Genomic DNA, 22568 nt, shown 5'->3' with positions numbered 1-22568 from the left:
AAAAAACATGCCAACGTTGTCCAACTTCAATATCGGCACGCGGCTGGCCGCCGCATTTGCCGTTGTCATTGCCTTGCTGCTTTTGGTGCTGGCCGTCGCCGTCTCGGTGCTCAACCGCACCAGCGGGACGATGGACCGGGTGGTCGAGGACCGCTATGGGCAGATCGCCCTGAGCGACGACATCAAGAATGTCGGCGACCAGGGCGTGATCGTGATCGGGCGCCTGCTGATGGCCACCGATCCCGCCCAGGCCAAGCGCTACATGGACGATTACGCCGCCGTGCGCGCGGCCAACACCGAGAACTTCGCGAAGTTCGAGAAGATGCTCAACACCGACGAGGCGAAGGCCATCTTCGCCGAGCAGTCGGAGGCCCGGAAGGTCTACGGTACCGCGGTACGCAAGCTCTTCGACCTGATCGCCGCCGGCGAGCGCGACCAGGCCATGGCCATCTACCAGGGCGACATGGCGCAGTCGCAGGTGCGCTACTACGCGTTGATCGACAAGATGGTCGACTACCAGACCAAGGCCATGGCCGACGACGTGGTCAAGGCCAAGGAGGATGCGCGGCGTTCCAAGCTGTGGATGACGCTGGTCGCCGCGGTCGCGGTGGTGCTGGGCGTGCTGACGGCGATCAGCATCACGCGCTCGATCACGCACCGCATCCACGGGGCCATCCAGCTGGCCGAGGACGTCGCCAAGGGCGACCTCACGCTGCGTCCGATGCCGCAGAGCACGGACGAGATCGGCCGGCTGATCGGCGCGCTGCAGCACATGGTGCGCAGCCTGCATCGCATCGTCTCGGAGGTCCGGCAGGGCGCCGACACCATCTCCGCCGCGGCGAAGGAGGTTGCGCAGGGCAACGCCGATCTCTCGGCGCGCACCGAGGCGCAGGCCAGCGCGCTGCAGCAGACCGCCTCCGCGATGGAACAGCTGACCGCGGCGATCCGCATGAGCGCCGACAACGCCGACCAGGCCAATGCCCGCGCCGCGACGGCGTCGGAGGTCGCCAGCGCCGGCGGCAAGGCGGTCGGCGAGGTGGTCGCGACGATGAGCGCCATCTCCGCGTCCTCGCATCGCATCGGCGAGATCATCGGCACGATCGACGGCATCGCCTTCCAGACCAACATCCTGGCGCTGAACGCGGCCGTCGAGGCGGCGCGTGCCGGCGAGCACGGCCGCGGTTTCGCCGTGGTGGCCTCGGAGGTGCGGGCGCTGGCGCAGCGCTCGGCCAGCGCGGCCAAGGAGATCAAGTCGCTGATCGTCGAATCGACCGAGCAGGTCGGGGCCGGCGGCCGGCTGGTCGAACAGGCCGGCGAAACGATGACCCAGGTCGTCTCGGGCATCCGGCAGGTCAGCGGCGTCGTCGCCGAGATCAGCGCCTCCAGTCGCGAGCAGAGCATGGGCATCGAGCAGGTCAATGCGGCCATCATGCAGATGGACGACACCACGCAGAAGAACGCCGCGATGGTCGAGCAGAGCACCGCCTCGGCCAAGGCGCTGCAGGACGAGGCCACGCATCTGAACAACGCGGTGCGGGCTTTCGTGTTGTAGCGCGGCCCAGGTCGACAGGCGGCGCAGAACCGCCTGCGACGCCGTCATCGCCCACATCGCCGTTTTCGTCCGCGGCACTGTCATCGCCGCGTTTGTATCCGTCGCATCACCAGGGAGCGACTCATGAACGACAGGATCCAGCCGGGCGCGGCAGCGCCGACGTCAGCTTCGCCCGACCCCTCCGGCGCGCGCTGGCGGCCCGAGGTGCTCGCCTTCATCGACGCGCATCGTCGCGACGGTCATCGCAGTGCGCGACTGGATCCGCTGGGCGTTTCGCGCCCCGCCGATCCGTCGCTGCTCGACCCGCAGCGCTTCGGGCTGCAGCCCGGCGACTGGCTGTCGCCGGCCGGCACGCCGCTGTGGAACGCCCGCACCGTCGGCGATCTCGACCGCACGCTGAAGGCGATCTACTGCGGCGGACTGGCGCTCGATGCCAGCGCGGTGCGCGACGCGTCGCGGCGCGACTGGCTCCATCACGCGATGGAGTCCGCGCCCCCGGGGGCGGGCGGCGCCGCGGAGCGCCTGGCGCTGCTGGACCGGCTGATCCGCGCGCAGGGCTGGGAGGAGCACGTCGCGCAGGCCTTCCCGCACGCGAAGCGTTTCTCCCTGGAAGGCAACGAGACGCTGATCCCGTTGCTGGACGCGCTCTGCGAGGAGGCCGCGGGCCACGGCGTGCGGCGCATCTTCCTCGGCATGCCGCATCGGGGCCGCGTCAACGTGCTGGTCAACCTGATGGGCTTCCCGCCGGCGCGCGTGCTGGACTTCTTCGACCCGAAGTCGCCGCATCCCGAGCTGCACACCGATCTCATCTACCACCTCGGCGGCAAACGCGAGCTCGACACGCCGCAGGGCCGGCTGACGCTGACGCTCGCGCACAACCCGTCGCATCTGCAGAGCGTGCATCCGGTGCTCACGGGCCTGGCCCGTGCGTGCCAGGACGCGCTCGGCCGCGAGCGCGCGGACCAGGACGGCCGCCGGCTCGTGCTGCCGCTGATGCTGCACGGCGACGCGGCCTTCGCGGGGCAGGGCGTCGTGATGGAGACGCTGATGCTGGGCGGCAAGCCGGGCTACACCGTCGGCGGCACGGTGCACGTGATCATCAACAACCAGGTCGGCTTCACTGAGCCCAACCCGATGAGCGCCTGGCCGGCGCAGTACTGCACCGACGTCACGCGCATGGTCGACGCGCCGGTCCTGCGCGTGAACGCCGACGAGCCCGAGCAGGCCCTGCGTGCCGCGGCGATCGCGCTGGCCTGGCGGGCGCGTTTCGGCTCCGACATCGTCATCGACCTGATCGGCTACCGCCGCCTCGGCCACTCGGAGAGCGACGTCCCGTCGCTGACGCGGCCGCGCATCCACGCGCTGACGCAGACGCATCCGACGATCGTCGAGCGCTACGCCGCCGCGCTGCGCGCCGACTGCGTCCTGCCGCCGGACACCGACATGGCCTCGCACGTCACGCACAGCCGCGTGCGCGCGCACCAGGCGTTCTCCGATCCGTTGATCCCGGCGCAGGACGAATCGCCGTCCCCGCTGCGCCGCCCGGGCGAGGTGCCCCGCTTGGACCTGGCCGGGCTGCAGGCGCTGGTCGATCCGATGACGCGGCTGCCCGACGGCTTCGAGCCGCACGCGATGGTGCGCACGCTGACGGACCACTGGCGCCGGATGGCGGGGCTCACCGAGCCGCCGCTGCGCGCGGACTGGTGCTTCGCCGAGAACCTCGCCTACGCGACGATCTTGCAAGGCGGCCTCAACGTGCGCATCTCCGGCATGGACGTGCGGCGCGGCACCTTCCTGCATCGGCAGGCGGTGTGGACCTCGCAGACGACCATGCTGACGGGGGCAGTGGGCGAGGGCGCTCCGACAGAGTTCGTGCCGCTGAGACAGATCGGTGCCAACAAGGGTCACGGCAACGGTCATGGCGACGCACACGGCGCGGGGCATGGCGAACGGCCAGGCGCGGGTCCGGGCGACCCGTCGCGGGGGCGCTTCGACATCTTCAACTCACCGCTGTCCGAGGAGGCGGTGCTCGGTTTCGAGTACGGCTACAGCGTCGGGGCGACGCGCACGCTGACCGTGTGGGAGGCGCAGTTCGGCGACTTCGTCAACGGCGCGCAGGTCTTCGTCGACCAGTACATCAGCTCGGGCGAGGAGAAGTGGGGCGACACCTCCTCGCTGGCCATCCTGCTGCCGCACGGCAACGAGGGCATCGGGCCCGATCACTCGAGCGGCTACCTGAGCCGCTTCCTGCAGCTGTGCGGCGAGGACAACCTGCGCGTGGCCTGTCCGTCGACGGCCGCGCAATGGTTCCACCTGCTGCGCCGACAGGCGTTCGACACGCTGCGCAAGCCGCTGATCGTGATGTCGCCCAAGGGCACGCTGTATCACGAGAAGGCGTCGCACGCGGAGATCGCGGACCTGACGGGCGGCAGCTTCCAGCCGGTCATCGACGATGCGACGGTCGAGCGCGCCGAGCAGGTCGAGCGCCTGCTGCTGTGCAGCGGCAAGGTGCACTACGACCTGGATCGTGGCCGTCGGTCGGTGGCGCGCGCGGACCTGGCGCTGGCCCGAGTCGAACAGTTCTATCCGTTCCCCGCCGATGAACTGACGGCGCTGTTCGCGCGCTATCCGGCGCTCGTCGAGATCACCTGGGTGCAGGAGGAGCATCGTCAGCAGGGCGCGTGGAGCTTCATCCGCGAGCAGATGGATGCGGTCTTGCCGCAGCATGTGCAGCTGCGCTGCGTGGCGCGCCGTGCGAACGGCTCTGGCGCCACCTCTTCCCACACGATCCACCAGCTGGAGCAGGTGGAGCTGGTCGCGCGCGCCCTGGGTGAAGCCTGACCGGTCCATCTCTCGCAGTCAGAAAGTCCCAAGGCCCGCGGTCAGCGAGTGCGGGTGGGGCCGGAATGACGCTGGGGGTTCCCGGAGGGATGCCCCCTGCGTCGTGGAGTGCCCGCGCCAGGCCTGACGGCGTCGGGCGGTCTCCCCTACTGCCCCAGCGAGTCCGTCCGCCTCCTGCTCGACGAGCTCCCTCGTCCTTGAGCCTGCGGCCGCCCGAGCTGGATGATTTCGATCGCATGGCAGGCCGCCTCGGTGGCGTAGTTGAGCGCCTCGTTCTCGGTCGCCCAGGCGGAGTCGGTCGCCGGGTGGACGACGTCGTCCACGCCTGAGGCGGAGTTCGTCCGATCGTCCCCGGCCTCGAGCCTGTCTCCGAAGGCGTCGTTGGCTGCCGCGGCATTGGGCAGGCCTTGATCCGCCAGGCCGGGATCGGGCGCGTCGCTCCGACGCCGGCCGGTATCCAGCAGTTGGTAGTGGCCAACGAAGGCCCCGCCGGGGGCGGGTGTCGATTCGACGCGGTAAGTGACGCCGCGGTACTGTCCGTCGCGTTGCATGCGGGTTCTCCCCTGGTCTGCGATGTTGCGAAAGCGGCAATTCCCACGCCCGGCGGAGCGGCACTATGTCGCGGTCATGAAGGACGCGTCCGCGATCCGGCGGACGGCACCCGTGTCATGACGGACGGCGTCCGGCGGTGCTTCGCAGTTGTGACAACATCCACGACTTCAGTCCTGATTTCGACCGCCGATCTGGATGCCCTGCTCGCCCGCCTGACGTCGACCGTCCCCGTCGCCCGCAACCTGGAACAGCTGACCCGCCCGCTGCTGGACATGCTGGGCACGGTCACCGGCCTGGAGTCGACCTACCTCACCACGATCGACCTGCGTGCCGGTGAGCAGCACGTGCTGCTGGCCCGCAACGCCGGCACGATGACCATCCCGGAGGGGCTCACCGTCCCCTGGTCGGACACCTTGTGCAAGCGCGCGCTCGACGCCGGCCGCATGGCCACGAGCGACGTGGCGGCGTGCTGGGGCGACTCCGACGCCGCGCGCCAGCTCGGCATCCAGACTTACGTGAGCGCGCCGATCCGTGACGACGGCGGCGAGCTGCTCGGCACGCTGTGCGCGGCCAGCGCGGACCGTCGCACGATCGGTCCCGAGGCGCAGTCGCTGCTGCGGCTGTTCTCGTCGCTGGTGAGCCAGTTCCTGCAGCGTGAGCGGCTGGTGGCCGACCTGCGCGCGGCCAACGAGCAGCTGGCGACCTACGCCCTGACCGATGTGCTGACCGGACTGCCGAACCGCCGCGCGCTGTTCGACGAACTGCAGCGCGAGCTGCAGCGCGCCACCCGCGACGGCACCTGCGTGCTGCTGGGATGCATCGACCTGGACGGCTTCAAGTCGGTCAACGACCAGCTCGGCCACCATCGCGGCGACCTGTTCCTGCGCGAGATCGCCCAGCGCCTGTCGCTGGAGCTGCGCGGCTCCGACATGCTGGCGCGGGTGGGCGGGGACGAATTCATCGTCGTCGGTCCCGGCGTGAGCCTGGGCGGCCTGCCGCGTTCGCAAGGACCGCTCGTGGATCGCGGCGAGCCGGCGCAGGCCGCGCGCACGCTGGAGCAGCGCGCCGCGCTCGCGAGCGTGGGCCGCTTCGACCTCGACGGCCACGCGCTGCAGTACGCGGGCGCCAGCGTCGGCGTCGTGGCGCTCGACCCGGCGGGGCTCAGCGTCGAGCAGGCGCTGCACCTGGCCGACCAGCGCATGTACGACGTCAAGCGGGCTCGCCGCCGGACCATCGACCTGCCGGCGGTCATGCAGGCGGCGGACTGATCCGCCGCGGCGCCTTCGCGACGGCCGCGATCAGCGCGGGCGCGCGAGCAGCACCTTCTCGATGAGCAGGTCCACGTCCACCGGCTTGGCCAGGTGGTCGTCGAAGCCCGCGGCGATGGCCGCGTCGCGATCCTGCAGCGTGGCCAAGCCCGTCAGCGCCACGGCAAACAGCGGCGACGCGGTGCCGAGCGCACGCTCCCGCGCCCGCAGCCGGCGCACCAGCGAATACCCGTCCGCGCCGGGCATGGCCACGTCGCTGATCAGCACGTGCGGCGGATGCTCGGACGCCGCCGCGACCTGCTCCCATCCCTGCTCGACCGAGCCCGCCGCGCGCACCTCGGCGCCGGCCAGCTCCAGCAGATGCCGCAGCGCGTCCAGCGCATGCGGATCGTCGTCGACCAGCAGCACGCGCAGGCCGCCGAGATCGGCGTCGACGCTCTCGCGCGGCGTCGTCTCGGGCGTGTCCGAGACCAGCTCCACCGCCGGGAAGCGCACCGTCAGACGTGTGCCGCGGCCTTCGCCGTCGCTGTGCGCCGTCACCGTGCCGCCGTGCGCCAGCACCAGGTGGCGCACGATGGACAGTCCCAGGCCGAGGCCGCCGTACTCGCGCGTGCGGCTGATGTCGGCCTGCGTGAAGCGGTCGAACAGCCGGGGCAGCAGTTCGACCGCGACGCCTATGCCCGTGTCGACGACGGCCAGCTCGATCGTCGGCCCGATGCGGCTCAGCGACACGGTGATCCGTCCGTCGCGCGGCGTGAATTTCAACGCGTTGCCGACGAGGTTGGCCACGATCTGCTGCATCCGGCGCTGGTCGCCCTGGATGCGATGCGGCTGCTGCAGGCCGGTGCCGCTCAGCGTCAGGCCCTTGACCTCGGCGGCCGGCTGCAGCCCGTCGACGACCGCGCGCACGCAGGCCGAGAGGTCGAGCGGGCGCATCTCCAGCGTCAGGTGGCCGGACGCGATGCGCGACACGTCGAGCAGGTCGTCGATCAACTGCGCCTGCGCCTGGCAATGCTTGAGGATGGTGGCGATCGCGCGTGTCGCGGTCGCCTCGCCGAGCGTGCCGCGTTCCTGCGACTGCTTCAGCACCGAGGCCCAGCCGGAGATCACGTTCAGCGGCGCGCGCAGTTCGTGCGAGACCATGCCGAGGAAGTCGTCCTTGGCCGTGTTGGCGCGCTCCGCGTCGTCGCGCGCATGCTGCGCCGATTCCAGCGCGCAGCGCAGTTCGTGGATGTCCTGGAAGGCGATCACCGCGCCGTCGATGCGCTCGTCGGCGGTGCGGTAGGCCCGCACGTTGATCAACCACCAGCGGCCCTCGGTGTCCTGGTGTTCGTGTTCGACCGGTGCCAGGCCTTGCACGGCCGCCTGCACCAGCTGCTCCAGCTGGCCGACGGCGAAGCGCGAGGTGACGTTGACGACCGGCTGCCCGATCGCCTGGCCCAGCGCCGCGGGATCGAGCCCGAACAGCTGCGCCACCTGCGGCGAGGCATGCCGCAGCCGCAGCTGGCGGTCCAGCACCACGACCGGCAGCGGGATGCCCTCGACGAGGTTGCTCAGATCGTCGTTGGCGAGATCCAGCTCGTCGTTGCGCGACTTGAGTTCCTCGTTCAGCGAGAGCAGCTCCTGGTTGGCCGATTCGAGCTCCTGCTTCGCGCTCTGCAGCTCCTCGTTGGCGCTCTGCAATTCCTCGTTGGTGCTGAGCATCTCCTCGTTGGCGGTGCGCAGTTCCTCGTTGGCCGATTCGAATTCGACGACCAGCGTGCGCAGCTGCGCCTGGGTCGCCTCGAGTTCGTCGGACAGCGTCGTCACGGTGCGCTCGAGCTCGTCGACGCGCGCACGGGCGCCGCTGGGCGAGAACGGCGGCGTGGACAGCGCCGACGTGGTCTCGGCGGCGGGCTCGTCCGGCTGGGGCGCCAAGGTGACCAGGAAATGCTGCGACGCCTCTCCCGCTTCGAGCGGCAGGACCTCGAGCACGTAGCGGCGATCGTTGAAGGCGACGCGCTCGCGCCGGACCGGCTGCCCGGTGCGCTTGGCCTCGACCAGCGCCGTGCGCACGGGCACGTCGAGCGACGCGTCCAGCAGGCGCGGCAGCGCGAGCGTGGCCTCGCCGCTGGCCGGTGCGATGAAGGCGGAGACGTCGCCGCGGAACTGCACCACGTCGCCGCCCTGGCTGACGACGAAGCCCGGCGGCACGTAGCGCGCGAGGGCGACACGGTTGGCGGCCTCGCTGACCAGGTCCGGCGGCGGCGCCTGCGGCACGCGCGGCGCGTTGCCGTCGCTGGCCCAGGGCCGCAGCGCATCGATCGGGAACAGCGGCCGGTGGCGGCGCGAGTTCGGCAGCTTGCGGTACAGGTGCGGCGCGCCGGCGTGCTCGAAGCCGTCGGCGACCGAGGCCGCCTCGGCCCGGCCCAGCAGCATGAAGCCGTCGTTGCGGCAGGCGTAGTGCAGCACCTCGAAGACATGCTGCTGCGCCTCCTTGCGCAAATAGATCAGCATGTTGCGGCAACTGATCAGGCCCATGCCGGAGAACGGCGCATGCGTGAGCAGGTTGTGCCGCGCGAAGACGCACATCTCGCGCAGGTCCTTGGCCACGAGGTAGCCGCCGGAGCTCAGCACGAAGGCGGTGTCGCGGAAGGGCTGCGGCACGTTCTCCAGCGCGGCGGCGGTATAGCGGCCGCCGCGGGCGGTCTCGATTGAGGCCTCGTTCAGGTCGGTGCCGAAGATCTGCACGCGGCGGTGGATGCCCTCGGAGATCATCGCCTCCTTGAGCAGCATGGCGATCGTGTAGACCTCCTCGCCGGTCGAGCAGGCGGGCACCCAGATGCGGATCGGGTCGTGACGCAGCGCCAGCAGCTTGGGCAGCACGACCTGGCGCAGCACGTTGACGAACTCCGCGTCGCGGAAGAACGCGGTCACGCCGATCAGCACGTCGTCGCGCAGCGCGGCGGCCTCGTAGGGGTCGGTGCGCAGGAACTGCAGGTAGGCGCCGACGTCGCGGTCCTTCTGCAGCAGCACGCGCCGCAGGAAGCGGCGGCGCAGGTTGACGTCCTTGACGTAGCCGAGGTTGACGCCGGCCTTCTGCTGGACGATCGCCAGCGCGGTCTCCAGCGCGTCGACGTCCTGCGCGACGCCGGCGGAGCCGGGCAGGTCGCTTTCGTGGTGCGGCTGGCCGAAGCGGCGCATCAGCGCCGCGGGGATGTCCTCCGGGGCAGGACCTCGTCGACCAGGCCGGTGTCGATCGCGGCGATCGGCATGCCGTCGTGCGCCGCGGTGTTGGGCGCCTGCGCGAGCACGAAGCCGCCGGTGGCCTTCAGGTCGACGATGCCGGCCGCACCGTCCTGGCCGGTGCCCGACAGGATGACGACCGCGCCGTCCAGGTCGGGGTCCTGCGCCAGCGAGGCCAGGAAGGCGTCGATCGGCAGGTGCAGCCCGGGCGTGCGGCGGGTGAGGCGGAAATGGCCGTCCAGCGCCATGACGCCGACGTTCTCCGGCATCACGAAGACGCGGCCGTGCTCGACCTTGGTGAAGTGCTCGAGGCGCTCCACCGGGAGCGTGCTGCGGTCGCGCAGGACCTCGGGCAGCCGGGTCTCCTCGTTGGGGTCCAGGTGCGTGATGACCAGCACCGCAAAACCCGGTTCGTTCGGTAGCGCACCGAGCACGGTGCCGAGCGCATCGATGCTGCCCGCCGATCCGCCGAGCACCACCACCCGCAAGGGTTGTCGCTCCTCTGTGTCCACCCAGGATCCCGTTGTCGTGATTGAAAAGCTGCGGCGGAGTCTACCCCCGCCCGATGACCGTCCCGGCGCGGGGACTCTGGCGCCGGAGGCGCGGCGCGAAGGGGATACTGCGGCGCTCGCGCCTCCACCCGCCGTCCACTTCGCCGCCGCCATCATGTCTCCGTCGATGTCCACCACGCCCTGGCAACACACGCATGTCTTCGACGAGGGCAATCCGCTTGCCGCCCGCAACACGCGCTGGGCGGTGCTGCTGACGGTCCTGATGATGGTCGCGGAGATCGCCGGCGGCTACGTCTTCAACTCGATGGCGCTGCTGGCCGACGGCTGGCACATGAGCTCGCACGCGGTGGCGTTGGGCGTGTCGCTGCTGGCCTACGGCGCCGCGCGGCGCTGGGCCAGGGACGGGCGCTTCGCCTTCGGCACCTGGAAGATCGAGATCCTCGGCGGCTACAGCAGCGCGCTGCTGCTGGTCGGCGTCGCGGGGTTGATGCTGTGGCAATCGGTCGAGCGGCTGATCGCGCCGACGCCCATCCACTACGACGAGGCGATCGCGGTCGCGGCGGTCGGCCTGGCGGTGAACCTTGCCTGCGCCTGGCTGCTGCGCGGCGAGCACCACCATCACGGGCACGACCACGGTCATGCGCACGGACACGGACACGGACACGGACACGGACACGGGCATGGGCACGGCGAGCCGCACGACCACGCGCCGGGGCAGGGCCATGACGACCTCAACCTCCGCGCCGCCTACATGCATGTGCTGGCCGACGCGGCGACCTCGGTGCTGGCGATCGTGGCCCTGCTGGGCGGCCGGTTGTGGGGCGCGGACTGGCTCGATCCGGTGATGGGCATCGCGGGCGCGGTGCTGGTGGCGGTCTGGGCGCGCGGGCTGCTGCGCGACACCGGCCGCGTGCTGCTGGACGCCGAGATGGACGCGCCGGTCGTCGACGAGATCCGCGAGGTCATCGCCGCCGCGCCGTGGCCGGCGGCGATCGCCGACCTGCACGTCTGGCGCGTCGGTCGCGCGCAGTACGCCTGCATCGTCTCGCTGGTCACCGACAGCCCCGAGGCACGGCCGGACGAGGTGCGCCGGCTGCTGTCCGTCCACGAGGAACTTGTTCACGTCACCGTCGAGATCAACCGCCCCGATCGGGCGACTGTCTGATCCGCGCCGCGGCGCTCGCCGGACACCTGCCAGCGCGCCGCCACAATCGCGGCCCATGAAAACCAACTACCTCCTCGCCGCCATCCTGGTCAGCAGCCTGATCGGCGCCTTCGTGGCCAACCGTTCGATGAAGACCGCCTGCGCGGTGCTCTCCGGCGCGATCGCGCTGTATGCGCTGCTCCGGCAGGTGATCTGACGGCCCGCGCTGACGATCAATTCCGATCAGTTCCGATCAGTTCCATCAGATCGAAATGATCGATCTGATGAGGTGGCGAAGCCGCTTCACGCGCCGTTGATGGGCTCCTCGGGCCGGCCGACCGCCTGGCCGTCCCCACTGCCTTTTCGTCACACCCCCTCCGGCATCCCCCCGAGTCCACCCTATGGTGGGATGGCACTTGGGCCGACCCCCGCTGATAGTGGGAACTCGTCAGGAGAGGACCATGCGACAACGCTTCGCGCCACCCGCCGGAGAACCCGGCCACCCCTTCACTTCGGCCATGCAGCGCATCCTGCGGCAGACCGAGGTGTTGCTGCAGCGGCGCATCCCCTTCAGCCCGTCCGGCTGGCCCATCGAAGAACCGCCTGCGCTGGAAGGCCTGGAGGTCACCGAGTCCACCTGGGACGAATGGACCGAGGCGATGGCGCATCAAAGCCGGGGCGCGTGACCTGACCCTTTTCGCCCACCCGGCGCGCTGATCGCCCAGGTCGGTGCCGCTCTCGCGCGGACTTGAGCCGGCAAAGCGGCGAAGACACCTCCCAGTTGATCTCCCTCGGTGACGCAGTTCACCGAGTCCGCGACGACCGCTGAGTTCGTCGCGCTCATTGCGGCATGCCGGGAGGTGGCCGCGGCGAAGAATCCGTTCACCCCAACGAACGAGAGCGCTTCGCCATGCACGTCAAGCCCAACGCTTCCCCGTCGCCCGCAGCCCACGTCGGCGCCCCGGCGTCCGCAGGCCCGGCCAAGGGCGCCAAGTCCGGCGCGCCCGATTTCACGAAGATGCTGAATGACGCGAAGGCGGGTGCGCCGGCTTCCGCGGCGACAGCACCGATGGCGGTCGCACCGGCTGCTGCCGCCACGTCGACCGCCGCTCCCGCCACGCTGTCGCTCGACACGGCCTCGCTGGCCGCGCGCGGCTGATCGTCGCCGGGAGCCTCCCTTGAGCAGCGTGCCCCTCCTGTCCAGCCTGGTCGCCCTGGCGACGTCCTCCGACGGCTCGCACGAGAGCGGCCGCACCGCCGCGTCGGGCGGCTCGTCGGGATCGTCGCGAGGCGGCGGCCCCAGCGTGACGCTCGGGCCCCTGCTCGGCGTGACGGCGACCATCAGCGCCAAGGGCCTGCAGGCGCTGGCGAACGACGCGGTGGATGCCGTCGAGACGGTCGCCGATGTCGTCACCGACACGGTCGGCGATGTCGCCGGCGGCGTCGGCAACGTGCTCGGCAATGTCGTCGGTTACGGCGTGATGGCCGCGCTCGGCGGCGGCGCCGTGCTCGATGAACTGGTGTGAGGGTCGGGTCATGCGCATTCGACCGGAACCGTCGTCGCGCCGCTTCGTCCGACCCCTTGCCGGCCTCGCGCTCATTGCGCTGACGGGCCTCGGGGGTTGCAGCGCGCTGAGTCCGGTGCCCGCCTGGGAACTGCTCAAGGGCGCCGGCACCGCGACGTCGACGGCCCTCGCGACCGCCGCGCCGGCCAAGGCCAGCAATACCGTCCATCACGGCGACGCGCCGGTGCGCACGCTGTGCATCGAGTTCAACCGCAATGCGCCGCTGGAGGACCTGGTCCCGGCGATGCAGGCGGAACTGAAGGGGCAGGGCGTGGACAGCCGCGTGTACGAGCCCGGCACCGGCCTGCAGCAATGCGGCGTGTGGCTGCGCTACGTCGCGACGATCGAATGGGGCGTGCCGCCGATGGCCAGCGGTTATCGCGCCAACCTCAGCGCCGCGTCGCTGAGCCTGCACCGGGCGGACGGGACCTTGCTGTCGAGCAGCAGCTACGTCGCCGAGGAGAACTTCGGCCTGGCCCGTTGGGCCGGGACGCGCAACAAGATCGCGCCCGTCGTGAAGGCGCTGATCACCGGCTTCCAGAGCTGAGGGAGAGGGATGTGATGTCGACGAATGAATTCCGCCGCGCGACCGCGTCGGCGATGGCTCCGGCGGTTGCTCCAGCGGTTGCTCGCACCACGGCGCCGGCGCTGGCGATCCTCGCGTTCGCCGCCTTTGGCGCGCTGGGCGGGTGTGCCGGCACGTCGCAGACGGTGGCCGGTCCGATGATGGTCACGCCGCCGCAGGCGCCGATGTACATCGAGCGGCCCAACAACGGCGCGATCTACCAGCCGGGCATGTCGCCGACCTCGCTGTTCTCGGGCGACAAGCGCCCAAGCGCGATCGGCGACACGATGAAGGTGGACATCCAGGAGACGCTGAAGGCCAGCCAGAAGCAGACGACCGACACGAACCGCGACAACAAGCTGGCGGTGCGCGGGCCGGGCGGCCAGAGCAAGATCGGCGCGGTGGAGCGGCTGCTCAACATCGACGCGACGGCCGCGGGCAGCGATTCGTTCAAGGGCTCGGGCACGACGGAGACGGACAACAGCTTCGTCACGACGGTGGCGGTGAGCGTCATCAACGTGCTGCCCAACGGCAACCTGCTGGTCGCGGGCGAACGCAACGTGGGCCTGAACCAGGGCGTGAACACGCTGCGTTTCTCGGGGATCGTGAATCCGCGCGACATCCGCCCGGGCAACCTCGTGTCGTCGCGGGACGTGGTGAACGCGAGCCTGGAGAGCGTCGCGCAGGGCGACGTGTCGGAAGCCTCGTCGCGCAGCTGGCTCCAGCGCGTGCTGGCAAGGAGTCTGTCCATCTGGTGATCCGCCGACCGCTGCGCGGTCAACCGCGCTGACCGCCGCGCGGTCAACCCGCAAACCGGGCCGGCGCCACGGGGCTTATCCACCGATCGGTGTCCGCGGTCCGCTTCTATAACCCACGATTCGCCGCAATGGCTTTCGCGACAGTTCCGCATGAGCAGCGGAGGGCGGAGCCTTGTCCGGCGGACCTTATGCAGAACACATCATGAGCACGAGAGGGACGCGGACGCCGCCGCACGACGGCGCACCGGACACGACGAGCGACGACTGGCTGGCCGACGGCCAGATCCGGACGTATCGGCGCGGCCAGAAGATCATCGAGGCCGGCACGCCGCTGGCCGAGTGGATCGCGATCAGCGGCGGGGCGGCGTTCCTTGCGGCGAAGGTCGCGGCGGACACGCGCGTGGCCGTGGCGGCGCTGTGGCTGGGCGACGTGATCGGGGCGGACTCGCCGCTGGGCAAGCTGGCGGCGCGTTACGACGTGACGGCGCTGGTCGACGTGACGACGATCCACATCCCGATGCCGCGCATGAAGGACGCGAACGCGCCGGAGCGCGACGCGGCGACGGGCGAGCTGTATGCGGCGACCGCGTCGCGGTTGCAGGACCAGATCACGATGCGGCTGGCCGGCAACGGCTTCCAGCGGCTGATCAGCGTGCTGGCGACCCTGGCGGCCGCGCTGAGCAGTTCGCAGCGGGCGGGCACGGTGGGCAACAGCCTGGCGCTGCCGGTATCGCAGGCGTGCATCGGGCAGCTGTCGGGGCTGTCGCGCCGGCAGACGTGGATCTACCTGGGCCAGCTCGCCGAGCGAGGCTGGAGCCGGACCTCGCGCACGAAGGTCACGCTCGAAGGCCTGAACGCATGGCTGAGCCTGATGAACGAGGTCGAGTCCCGCGGGCTCGACTGCATCGGGACGGTGGATCAGTGCGACATGACCTTGTCGGAACTCGCCGCCTCCAAGTCATTGCGAAGATAAACATTTTTGTTTACTCTCGTCGAGCGTTTTTGACTGATCACCGACGGATCTCCGCGAATCTCACGGACGCCCCCACGATAGGGGCGTTGTCGTTCTGATGGGGGAGAAATCGTCACAAGCGCGCTTCTGATCTTCAGACCGGAACGATGCAGGCGATCCTTCGGCAGCTCGGTTTGAAAACCAAGTGAGGTAATGATGGTGTTGAGCTTCCCCGCCCGAATCACGCCGGACGGCCCCGGCTTCATGGTCACCTTCCCCGACATCCCCGAAGCCATCACCTGCGGGGACACTTACGAGGACGCGCTCGACATGGGCGCGGACGCGTTGGCCACTGCCATGGACTTCTACTTCGAGGACAGGCGCCCGGTGCCGCAGCCGTCGAGGTTGAAGCGGGGGCAGGTCTTGATCGACTTGCCGCCGAGCATTGGTGCCAAGGTGCTTCTGCTGAACGAGATGCTCTCGCAAGGCACGCGGAGCATCGACCTCGCGCGATTGATGAACGTTCGGCCGCAGGAGGTGAATCGCCTGACCGATCTCAAGCACCCGACGAAGATCGACACGATCGCGGTGGCCCTGCGGGCACTGGGAAAGCGGCTGGAACTCAGCCTGGCCGACGCCTGCTAGGCGCGGGATGCCGGCGAGAAGGAAATCTCCGCAGCCTTCTTCGCCTCCATCGTCGGTCCGAAGCTGTTGAGGTTACGCAGGATCAGCGTGTGATGGTCGATGATCTGCGGCGCCGTGAGGTCGCCGTAGGCGATCGTCGTGTGGCCGTCCTCGACCAGCGTGACGTCGTAGCCCGCGCTCAGCGCCCGGCGCGTCGACGTGTCGACGCAGAAGTCGCTCTGCGCGCCACAGACGACCAGGTGCGTCACGCCCAAGCCCTTCAGCACCGCGTCCAGATCGGTCTTGTGGAACGAGTCCGGCGAGGTCTTGAACACGCGTCGGTCGTCGGGCCGCACGTGCAGGCGATCGTCGATCTGCCAGCCCTCGCTGCCGTGGCGCAGCGGCTCGTAACCCTCTTCCTCGTGCTGGACGAAGACCACGGGCGTGCCGCTGTCACGCGCCTGTGCGATCAGGCCGTTGATGCGACCGATCACGGCGTCGACGTCGTGGCAGGCGTATTCGCCGACGCAGAGCGCGCGTTGCAGATCGATGATGAGCAGGGCAGTCGTCATGGCGCCGGACCACGGAGTTGCGAAGCGGCCCAGCATACGCCGCGCGACGAGCGTCATCCATTCGCCATGCCCCGATCGGAACGTCATTTCGGCGGGGTGCATGTGGGTCGCATGCGAGTGAATCGTATGCGTGTGTATCTGCGGCCGACCCGCATACGCGACCTGACGAAAAGGCCCGCTCGAGGACACGTCGGAGATACCAGCGACCGCTGAAATTCGTCCCGTGCCGAATCCCGGCTCGCCGAATCTTCTCCACGGAGTCCCATGAACGCCAAGCACCACCTCCTGGCTGTCACCGCGACCGCTGCCGCCATCGCGAGCGCCTTCAGCCTCGCCCTGTTCCCCGTCGCCAGCAGCGCGCAGACCCAGGCGCCGACCGCTGTCTCCGCGCCGCGCGATGCCGCCGAAGACACCACCATCCGCCCCTTCCAGGCCGCCATTCCCGAGGCGGCGCTGGCCGACCTGCGCCAGCGCATCGCGGCGACGCGTTTCCCCGATCGCGAGACGGTCGACGACCGCTCGCAAGGCGTGCAGCTCGCGGGCTTCCAGGACCTGGTGCATTACTGGGGCACGGGTTACGACTGGCGCAAGGCCGAGGCCAAGTTGAATGCCTATCCACAATTCGTCACCCGCATCGACGGGCTGGACATCCACTTCATCCACGTCCGCTCGAAGCATCCCGGCGCCTTGCCGCTCATCGTCACGCATGGCTGGCCGGGCTCGGTCTTCGAGCAGCTGAAGATCATCGATCCGCTGACCGACCCGACCGCGCACGGCGGCCAGGCCTCGGACGCCTTCGACATCGTCATCCCGTCGATGCCGGGCTACGGCTTCTCCGGCAAGCCGACCGGCACCGGCTGGGGCCCCGAGCGCATGGCGCGTGCGTGGGACGTGCTGATGAAGCGCCTGGGCTACACGCAGTACGTGTCGCAGGGCGGTGACTGGGGCTCGGTCGTCGCGCAGGCGCAGGGCCGTCTGGCGCCGCAAGGGCTGCTGGGCATCCACGTGAACATGCCGGCCACCGTGCCCGCGGACATCGCCGCCTCGATCAAGAGCGGCAAGCCCGCGCCGGCCAGCCTCTCCGCGAAGGAGAAGGCCGCCTACGAATCGATGAACCGCCTGTACACGCGCGGCGGCGGCTACGCCGGGATGATGGTCACGCGCCCTCAGACGCTGGGCTACAGCCTGTCGGACTCGCCGTCCGGCCAGGCCGCGTGGATCTACGACAAGTTCGCCGACTGGACCTTCAGCGGCGGTGTGCCGGAGCGTTCGCTGTCGAGGGACGAGATGCTCGACGACATCACGCTGTACTGGCTGACCAACACCGGGACCTCGGGCTCGCAGCTGTACTGGGAGAACAACAACAACAACTTCAACGTCGTCGAGCAGCGCACGCGGGAGATCAAGGTGCCCGTCGCGGTCACCGTGTTCCCCGGCGAGATCTACCAGGCGCCGAAGTCCTGGGCGCAGAAGGCGTATCCGAAGCTGAGCTACTTCAACGAGGTGAAGAAGGGCGGCCACTTCGCGGCGTGGGAAGAGCCGCAGCTCTTCGCCGAGGAACTGCGCGCGGCGTTCCGGCCGCTGCGCTGATCGGAACGCAATCCTCAGAACTTGTAGTTCAACACCACCCGCATCGCGCGGTTGTCGCCGCGGATGTTGTTGGGCTTGTCGAGGTTGAGGTTGTCGCCGCCAAGCCGGTTGGGCGTCGCCCCCGGCTGCGGCGCACTGCCAATCCAGTCGTCGAAGCCGCCGTAGTTGTCGGCGCCGAGCACGTTCAGCACGTCCAGCCGCAGCGCGACCTGATGGATGCCGTACTTGAAGGCCTTGCCGATGCTGATGTCGACCTGACGGAAGCTCGGCGAGTCGCCTTCGACGAGGAAGCACTGCGGCGTGCCGCCGATGCAATTCGTCATGCGGCGCGGGAAGCCGCTCGCATACGTGCCCTTGGCGGAGAAGGTCAGTCCCCACGGCAGCAGCTTGTCCGTCATGAACGCGCCGACCAGGCGGTGCCTGTCCACCAGCGTGCTCGGATTCCAGCCGCGACCCGCGCGGCCGTAGGTCCAATCGAAGGTGTCGTTGCTCCACTGGAGGTTGGTCGTCTTCGCATCGCTGTAGGTGTAGGCCAGCGTCGCCGTCCAACCCGATGATTCTGAGTACGGCTTCTCCGCCTTCACGAACACGGAGTCGGTGCGCGTGCGGCCGATCGAGTCGCCCAGCACCACCTGCCCGTAGCCGTCCGGCCCGCCCCACAGCGGGTCGATCGCCGACTGCTGCGCGAAACCGCCGTTGGCGTCGCGGTTGCCGCTGAACCAGACGAACTGGTTCTTCGCCTCGACGCGGCTGAGCGCGATCTCGCCGTTCCAGGTCTTCGTGAGCGCCTGTCGCAGCCCGATGCTGAACTGGTCCGCGTACGGCATCTTCAGATCGTTGCGGATCAGCCAGATCTCGCCGCCGGGCGACTGGTTCTTCTGCAGCTCGTCGAGCGCGTGATTCGCCATCGTGCGGTCGTAGCTGCGGCCGTAGCCGCCGAAGACCACCGTGTTCCGGTTGCCGAAGATGTCGTAGGAGAACCCCACGCGTGGCGCGATCGCGTTCTTGAACGCCTTGCGGGAATTGCCGCTGCTGATGTACTGCGACACGTCGATGCCGCCTTTGGCCAGCGACTGCGCATAGGTCTGGCCCGTCGGCGGGACGATGCCGTAACGCGTCACGTCCGGCGCCATCAGCGCCGCGATGCGGTCGGCCGGTGTCGCATAAGCGTTGTTGAGCATGTTGTCCTCGTAGTCCCAGCGGACGCCGAGGTTGAGCTCCAGCTTGGACGTGAGGCTCCAGTCGTCCTGCAGGTACAGCCCCCACTGCTTGTTCTTGAAGCTGGCCACGGACGGCGCCGCCGCGCGCCGGATGTTGCACTGGTCGCTGGTGCTGCCGTTGTTGGAGACGTTGGTGCCGGTGCAGTTCGTGCCGTCCCAGTAGGGCAGTCCGGTGACGTTGTCGATCAGCACGTCGACGCCGTCGACCGAGTTGGCCGTGCCGCTGAGGTCGTAGCGCATGTCCTTGAGCTTCACGCCGCCCTTGATCACGTGGCCGTCGATGCCGGTGTAGGTCAACTCCTCGGAGACGAAGGTGCCGCGCTGCTTGCGCCGCTGCGCGTCCGGCGAGCCGCCGTCCAGGATCACGTCCTGCGAGGCCGTCAGCACTTGCGGCGATGCCGTGGACACCTTGTAGCGGACCAGCGCCGTCTCGGACGCCGACTTCGGATTCCAGAGGTAGTCCTCGTAGCCGATGCGCGCCTCGCTGAGCCAGTCGTCGCGGGACCACTCGTGCTTCAGGTCGATGCGCGTCTCGTCGTTGCGGCGCTCCTTGTCGTTGCCGGGCAGGGAGAGGTTGCGGTCCTCGGCGATGCGGTCGGTCTCGCGCCGCAGCCGCGCGCTGAGGGTCAGGCGATGCTCGTCGTTGAGCTGCGCGTCGAGCTTGCCGAAGAACAGGTCCTCGTGGAACGGATCGACCTGGCTGCCGCGTCGCGCCAGCAGCTCCGGCACGATGCCGGCATTGGGCAGCTTCTCGAAGTTCTGGCCCGCGATCTGGCGCGAGTCCTCGATCCGCTTGGCGTCGTAGGCGACGAAGAAATGCAGCTTGTCCTTGACGATCGGACCGCCGACGCTGCCGCCGTACTCGTACTTCTCGGACGACGGGCGCGCGATGCCCTGGGCCTCGCGCTCCTTCTCCAGCGAGTTCTTCGCCCGCCAGTTGGTGCCGGTGCGGTCGCCGTAGATCTCGCCGTGGAATTCGTTGGTGCCGGACTTCGTCACTGCCGTGATCGCCGCGCTGCTGACCTGGTCGAACTCGGCCTTGTAGTTCTGCGTCAGCACCTTGTACTCGGCGATCGCCGATTGCGGGAACGGATTGCCGCGCGTGTCCGACTGGCCGCTGACGCCCCCGCGCAGGATGTTGTTCTTCTGGCCCACGCCGTCGATGAAGACGTTCAGGTGGTCGAAGTCCTGCGCGCCCGATTGCACGCGGCTCAGGCCGCTGGAATCGGTCGAGAACGCGACGCCCGGCGCTAGGTCCGCCGCACTGAGGAAGTTGCGCGTGTTCTGCGGCAGCGCTTCGATCATGCGCTGCGACACGACGGTGCCGAGCTGCGAGTCCTTGACGCCCTGCCGGCTCGCGTTGCCCTCGACGGTGACCGTGCCGAGCTGGATCGCGTCCGGCGTGTTCGGCGCGGGCGCGGCGCCGAGGTCGAGCGACGCGCTCTCGCCGACGGACAGCGTGATACGTTCGGTCTTGATCGGCGCGCCGTCGGCGGCGGCGACGCTGACGACGTACTCGCCCGGCGCCAGCCCGATCAGTGCATAACGCCCGTCTACCCGTGTGCTGGTCCGGTAGCGGGCGCCGTTGGCGCTGTTGGTGGCGGTGATCGACAGCCCGCCGGGCGGCACGCCGGCCGGCGCGGTCACGAGGCCGCGCACGGTCGCGCGACTCACCTGGGCCTGCGTGGGCGTGGCGACGCCGGCGGCGAGCGCGATGGCGACCGCCAGCGCGAGCGCTGATCGGCTGCAGGCGTGGGAGGAAGCGGTCCTCGACCGCAAAGACGGGGCGGTCATCGACCGCGCGTCATGTGGACGGTCCGGCCTTGGCGCGGCGCATCTGTTCCGCGAAGACCTGTTCCATCGCCTTCTTTTCGGGCAGCACGTACACGATGCCCCCTTGCTTGCCGAACGTCGGCCACAGCGTCTGCTCGAAGAATTTCACCGGCATGTTGATGCAGCCGAAGCTGATGCGGTTGTCCTTGGGCGTGGGCGAGGCCAGACGCTCCAGGCGACGTTCCGCGGGATTGATCGGGCGCACGCGGTGCATGGACACGGCGGCCTCGTAGTCGACCCAGAGCACGTCCTCGTGCCCGGCGTTCTTGCCGGGTTGCGCGACGAAGCGTCCGGCCGGTGTGGTGCGTTCGCTGGGACGCACCTCGGCGATGGGCCGCAGGCCGATGCCCGCGACGCTGTCGTCACCGGCGGCGTAACCCAGCAGCACCGGCGTGGTCGCCTGGAGCTTGCCGTCGGGGTTGAACACCAGCACCTGGGCCTGGCGCTTGTCGAGGATCGCGAACGGTCGTCCGTTGTGATCCCAGCCCGCCATCACCCATTGGGCGAGCTGGCGGGCCTGCTTGGAAACCTTGGTCTTGCCGAAGTCGGCCTTGCCGGTCCGCAACACTGGCGCGGGAGCGTGGACGACCGGCTGGACCGGTGCGGAAGTGGTGTGACGGGCCACGACGGGCGGAGCCGGCCGCAGCTGCTTCATGAGGAAGGTGGCCGCCGGCCAGGCCAGCAGCGCGCCGGCCAGGCCCAGCGCCAGTCCCTGTGCCGCCCATCCCGCGCGTTCCCGCAGGTGCTCCGGGATCCAGCCCGCAACCGGCCGGAACGGCTTCGGTGGCGGCGGATCGCTGAAGAAGTACCCGCTGGAGGCGCGCAGCATGGGGGGCTTTCAGGAGAGCTCAGGTCCGGGCGTGGCGGCGGTGCGAACCCACCGATCAGTTGCGGTCGGCGCGGGGAGCCGGCGTGCCGGCGCTGGTCGGCTCGGCCGGCAGCGGGTCTTGCGTGGCCGGTTGCTGGTTCTGCCACTGGTCCGTGGACGAGGGCTGGGTCTGCTGCGACTGCGCCTCAGGCGTGGTCTGGTTCTGCTGCGTGGTGGCCGCGTTCGACTGGTCGGCCGGCGTCATGCTCTGGTCGGCAGGCGCCTGCTGCTCGGTCTGCGTGGCGGGGTACTGTTCCTGCGTCGCTTGCGTCGGGGTGGACTCGGTCGAGTTCTCGACCTGCGCATAGGCCAGGCCCAGCACGCTGGCGAAGGCGGTCAGGGCAACGGCACCGGTGACGAGGGATTTGGTCGCGTTCATGTGGTCTCTCCTTTGGGCTTGAGGGGCCGATCGGTGGAGATCGGTTAGGACCTACTTTGGACGGTCGTCGGGGCGTCCGACGTCGTCTGATGGCGCGAGGATTTGTAGGACAAACGGCAAGTTGCACCCCGATACATCCGCGTGTTCATCGGGGCAAACGGCGATCCCCGCGCTGCCGGACGCCCAAAGAAAAACCGGACGACCCGTGAAGGGCGGTCCGGCGAAGAAGGCGCTGATGGACGCCTTCGGAGACAGGAAACCTCCGAACAATAGGCATTCACCCCGATCGCATAAATGACGCGCAGCGCAACGCACCGTTGTGGGGACCTCAACAATCCCCCCTGGTGCCGGGCATCGCCCGGACCTCCTGGGGTGGACACCCGCTCCAGGGGGTGTTGTGCGTCAATCGCCCAAATTCCCCAGGGCACATTCGGTTACCGCCGGGCGTTTCACAGGCGCCGGCTGTCGGTTTCGTGCGATAGATGTCCGCTTACGAGGTGTGGTTGTCAAAGGATGTCACTGACATGCGTCAAGATCGCGCCCGCCGC

20 protein-coding genes are annotated in these 22568 nt (G+C 69.3%); 13 read left to right on the top strand and 7 right to left on the bottom strand.

Annotated features, from left to right (window positions below):
* Positions 1 to 7 precede the first annotated feature (7 nt).
* Together ACFJIX_RS03270 and ACFJIX_RS03265 are read left to right on the top strand one after the other, a co-directional pair.
* Positions 8 to 1552 carry a methyl-accepting chemotaxis protein gene (locus tag ACFJIX_RS03270; RefSeq protein WP_377157728.1) on the top strand — a complete coding sequence of 515 codons (1545 nt, stop codon included), beginning with the start codon at positions 8 to 10 and terminating at the stop codon, positions 1550 to 1552.
* 123 nt (positions 1553 to 1675) lie between these two features.
* Complete coding sequence (locus ACFJIX_RS03265) at positions 1676 to 4393, top strand: thiamine pyrophosphate-dependent enzyme (protein WP_377157726.1); 2718 nt, start codon at positions 1676 to 1678, stop codon at positions 4391 to 4393.
* Positions 4394 to 4539: 146 nt separating this feature from the next.
* Here the strand turns inward: ACFJIX_RS03265 and ACFJIX_RS03260 are convergent, their stop codons facing one another.
* Complete coding sequence (locus ACFJIX_RS03260; RefSeq protein ID WP_377157725.1) at positions 4540 to 4944, bottom strand: hypothetical protein; 405 nt, start codon at positions 4942 to 4944, stop codon at positions 4540 to 4542.
* Between the two features lie 192 nt (positions 4945 to 5136).
* Here ACFJIX_RS03260 and ACFJIX_RS03255 point away from each other — a divergent pair, with 192 nt between their 5' ends.
* The gene (locus tag ACFJIX_RS03255; protein ID WP_377161582.1) at positions 5137 to 6213 is read left to right on the top strand and encodes a GGDEF domain-containing protein; all 1077 of its coding nucleotides are present in this window, start codon (positions 5137 to 5139) and stop codon (positions 6211 to 6213) included.
* Positions 6214 to 6243: 30 nt separating this feature from the next.
* Here the strand turns inward: ACFJIX_RS03255 and ACFJIX_RS03250 are convergent, their stop codons facing one another.
* Both ACFJIX_RS03250 and ACFJIX_RS03245 read right to left on the bottom strand, forming a co-directional pair.
* Complete coding sequence (locus ACFJIX_RS03250; protein WP_377157724.1) at positions 6244 to 9396, bottom strand: CheR family methyltransferase; 3153 nt, start codon at positions 9394 to 9396, stop codon at positions 6244 to 6246.
* A complete protein-coding gene (locus tag ACFJIX_RS03245) occupies positions 9396 to 9950 on the bottom strand; it encodes a chemotaxis protein CheB (protein WP_377157722.1) in 555 nt (184 codons plus the stop codon). Before ACFJIX_RS03245 ends, ACFJIX_RS03250 begins: the two co-directional genes overlap by 1 nt.
* A gap of 154 nt (positions 9951 to 10104) precedes the next feature.
* On the opposite strand from ACFJIX_RS03245, the gene dmeF reads away from it, so the two are divergent.
* From dmeF to ACFJIX_RS03200, 9 genes are all read left to right on the top strand, one after another.
* Complete coding sequence (gene dmeF, locus ACFJIX_RS03240; RefSeq protein WP_377157719.1) at positions 10105 to 11115, top strand: CDF family Co(II)/Ni(II) efflux transporter DmeF; 1011 nt, start codon at positions 10105 to 10107, stop codon at positions 11113 to 11115.
* A gap of 55 nt (positions 11116 to 11170) precedes the next feature.
* Positions 11171 to 11311, top strand: a complete 141-nt coding sequence (locus ACFJIX_RS03235; protein ID WP_377157717.1) for a hypothetical protein — start codon at positions 11171 to 11173, stop codon at positions 11309 to 11311.
* A 244-nt stretch (positions 11312 to 11555) separates the two neighbouring features.
* Positions 11556 to 11780 (top strand): hypothetical protein, encoded by a 225-nt coding sequence (locus tag ACFJIX_RS03230; protein WP_377157715.1) that lies wholly within the window; start codon positions 11556 to 11558, stop codon positions 11778 to 11780.
* A 224-nt stretch (positions 11781 to 12004) separates the two neighbouring features.
* Entirely contained in the window at positions 12005 to 12253 is a 249-nt protein-coding gene (locus ACFJIX_RS03225) for a hypothetical protein (RefSeq protein ID WP_377157713.1), read from the top strand.
* 19 nt (positions 12254 to 12272) lie between these two features.
* Positions 12273 to 12620 carry a hypothetical protein gene (locus ACFJIX_RS03220; RefSeq protein WP_377157712.1) on the top strand — a complete coding sequence of 116 codons (348 nt, stop codon included), beginning with the start codon at positions 12273 to 12275 and terminating at the stop codon, positions 12618 to 12620.
* 10 nt (positions 12621 to 12630) lie between these two features.
* A complete protein-coding gene (locus ACFJIX_RS03215) occupies positions 12631 to 13206 on the top strand; it encodes a cell division protein FtsI (protein ID WP_377157711.1) in 576 nt (191 codons plus the stop codon).
* Positions 13207 to 13220: 14 nt separating this feature from the next.
* The gene (locus ACFJIX_RS03210; RefSeq protein ID WP_377157709.1) at positions 13221 to 13982 is read left to right on the top strand and encodes a flagellar basal body L-ring protein FlgH; all 762 of its coding nucleotides are present in this window, start codon (positions 13221 to 13223) and stop codon (positions 13980 to 13982) included.
* A 202-nt stretch (positions 13983 to 14184) separates the two neighbouring features.
* Positions 14185 to 14955 carry a Crp/Fnr family transcriptional regulator gene (locus ACFJIX_RS03205; RefSeq protein WP_377157708.1) on the top strand — a complete coding sequence of 257 codons (771 nt, stop codon included), beginning with the start codon at positions 14185 to 14187 and terminating at the stop codon, positions 14953 to 14955.
* A gap of 198 nt (positions 14956 to 15153) precedes the next feature.
* Positions 15154 to 15579, top strand: a complete 426-nt coding sequence (locus ACFJIX_RS03200; RefSeq protein WP_377161580.1) for a type II toxin-antitoxin system HicB family antitoxin — start codon at positions 15154 to 15156, stop codon at positions 15577 to 15579.
* On the opposite strand, the gene ACFJIX_RS03195 is transcribed toward ACFJIX_RS03200, so the two are convergent.
* Positions 15576 to 16130, bottom strand: a complete 555-nt coding sequence (locus tag ACFJIX_RS03195; RefSeq protein ID WP_377157706.1) for a cysteine hydrolase family protein — start codon at positions 16128 to 16130, stop codon at positions 15576 to 15578. The genes ACFJIX_RS03200 and ACFJIX_RS03195 overlap by 4 nt on opposite strands.
* Before the next feature lie 264 nt (positions 16131 to 16394).
* Here ACFJIX_RS03195 and ACFJIX_RS03190 point away from each other — a divergent pair, with 264 nt between their 5' ends.
* A complete protein-coding gene (locus ACFJIX_RS03190; RefSeq protein WP_377157704.1) occupies positions 16395 to 17720 on the top strand; it encodes an epoxide hydrolase family protein in 1326 nt (441 codons plus the stop codon).
* 14 nt (positions 17721 to 17734) lie between these two features.
* On the opposite strand, the gene ACFJIX_RS03185 is transcribed toward ACFJIX_RS03190, so the two are convergent.
* From ACFJIX_RS03185 to ACFJIX_RS03175, 3 genes are read right to left on the bottom strand one after another with little or no spacing between them, the layout of a single operon-like run.
* Entirely contained in the window at positions 17735 to 20734 is a 3000-nt protein-coding gene (locus ACFJIX_RS03185) for a TonB-dependent receptor domain-containing protein (protein WP_377157703.1), read from the bottom strand.
* Between the two features lie 10 nt (positions 20735 to 20744).
* Entirely contained in the window at positions 20745 to 21602 is an 858-nt protein-coding gene (locus ACFJIX_RS03180) for a hypothetical protein (protein WP_377157702.1), read from the bottom strand.
* Positions 21603 to 21657: 55 nt separating this feature from the next.
* A complete protein-coding gene (locus ACFJIX_RS03175; RefSeq protein WP_377157700.1) occupies positions 21658 to 22020 on the bottom strand; it encodes a hypothetical protein in 363 nt (120 codons plus the stop codon).
* Positions 22021 to 22568 lie beyond the last annotated feature (548 nt).

Source organism: Roseateles sp. UC29_93 (genome assembly GCF_042695725.1).
Classification (GTDB): domain Bacteria; phylum Pseudomonadota; class Gammaproteobacteria; order Burkholderiales; family Burkholderiaceae_C; genus Roseateles; species Roseateles noduli_A.
Note: the sequence above shows the minus strand (reverse complement) of the source record. Positions and strands in the feature narration are given on the sequence as shown.

Bases quoted from the DNA above. Each gene is read 5' to 3' on its own strand.
- ACFJIX_RS03230 (WP_377157715.1), top strand. From the start codon at position 11,556: ATGCGACAACGCTTCGCGCCACCCGCCGGAGAACCCGGCCACCCCTTC.
- ACFJIX_RS03175 (WP_377157700.1), bottom strand. From the start codon at position 22,020: ATGAACGCGACCAAATCCCTCGTCACCGGTGCCGTTGCCCTGACCGCC.
- dmeF (WP_377157719.1), top strand. From the start codon at position 10,105: ATGTCTCCGTCGATGTCCACCACGCCCTGGCAACACACGCATGTCTTC.
- ACFJIX_RS03250 (WP_377157724.1), bottom strand. From the start codon at position 9,396: ATGCGCCGCTTCGGCCAGCCGCACCACGAAAGCGACCTGCCCGGCTCC.
- ACFJIX_RS03205 (WP_377157708.1), top strand. From the start codon at position 14,185: ATGAGCACGAGAGGGACGCGGACGCCGCCGCACGACGGCGCACCGGAC.
- ACFJIX_RS03180 (WP_377157702.1), bottom strand. From the start codon at position 21,602: ATGCTGCGCGCCTCCAGCGGGTACTTCTTCAGCGATCCGCCGCCACCG.
- ACFJIX_RS03210 (WP_377157709.1), top strand. From the start codon at position 13,221: ATGTCGACGAATGAATTCCGCCGCGCGACCGCGTCGGCGATGGCTCCG.
- ACFJIX_RS03235 (WP_377157717.1), top strand. From the start codon at position 11,171: ATGAAAACCAACTACCTCCTCGCCGCCATCCTGGTCAGCAGCCTGATC.
- ACFJIX_RS03190 (WP_377157704.1), top strand. From the start codon at position 16,395: ATGAACGCCAAGCACCACCTCCTGGCTGTCACCGCGACCGCTGCCGCC.
- ACFJIX_RS03185 (WP_377157703.1), bottom strand. From the start codon at position 20,734: ATGACCGCCCCGTCTTTGCGGTCGAGGACCGCTTCCTCCCACGCCTGC.
- ACFJIX_RS03265 (WP_377157726.1), top strand. From the start codon at position 1,676: ATGAACGACAGGATCCAGCCGGGCGCGGCAGCGCCGACGTCAGCTTCG.
- ACFJIX_RS03260 (WP_377157725.1), bottom strand. From the start codon at position 4,944: ATGCAACGCGACGGACAGTACCGCGGCGTCACTTACCGCGTCGAATCG.
- ACFJIX_RS03195 (WP_377157706.1), bottom strand. From the start codon at position 16,130: ATGACGACTGCCCTGCTCATCATCGATCTGCAACGCGCGCTCTGCGTC.
- ACFJIX_RS03215 (WP_377157711.1), top strand. From the start codon at position 12,631: ATGCGCATTCGACCGGAACCGTCGTCGCGCCGCTTCGTCCGACCCCTT.
- ACFJIX_RS03270 (WP_377157728.1), top strand. From the start codon at position 8: ATGCCAACGTTGTCCAACTTCAATATCGGCACGCGGCTGGCCGCCGCA.
- ACFJIX_RS03225 (WP_377157713.1), top strand. From the start codon at position 12,005: ATGCACGTCAAGCCCAACGCTTCCCCGTCGCCCGCAGCCCACGTCGGC.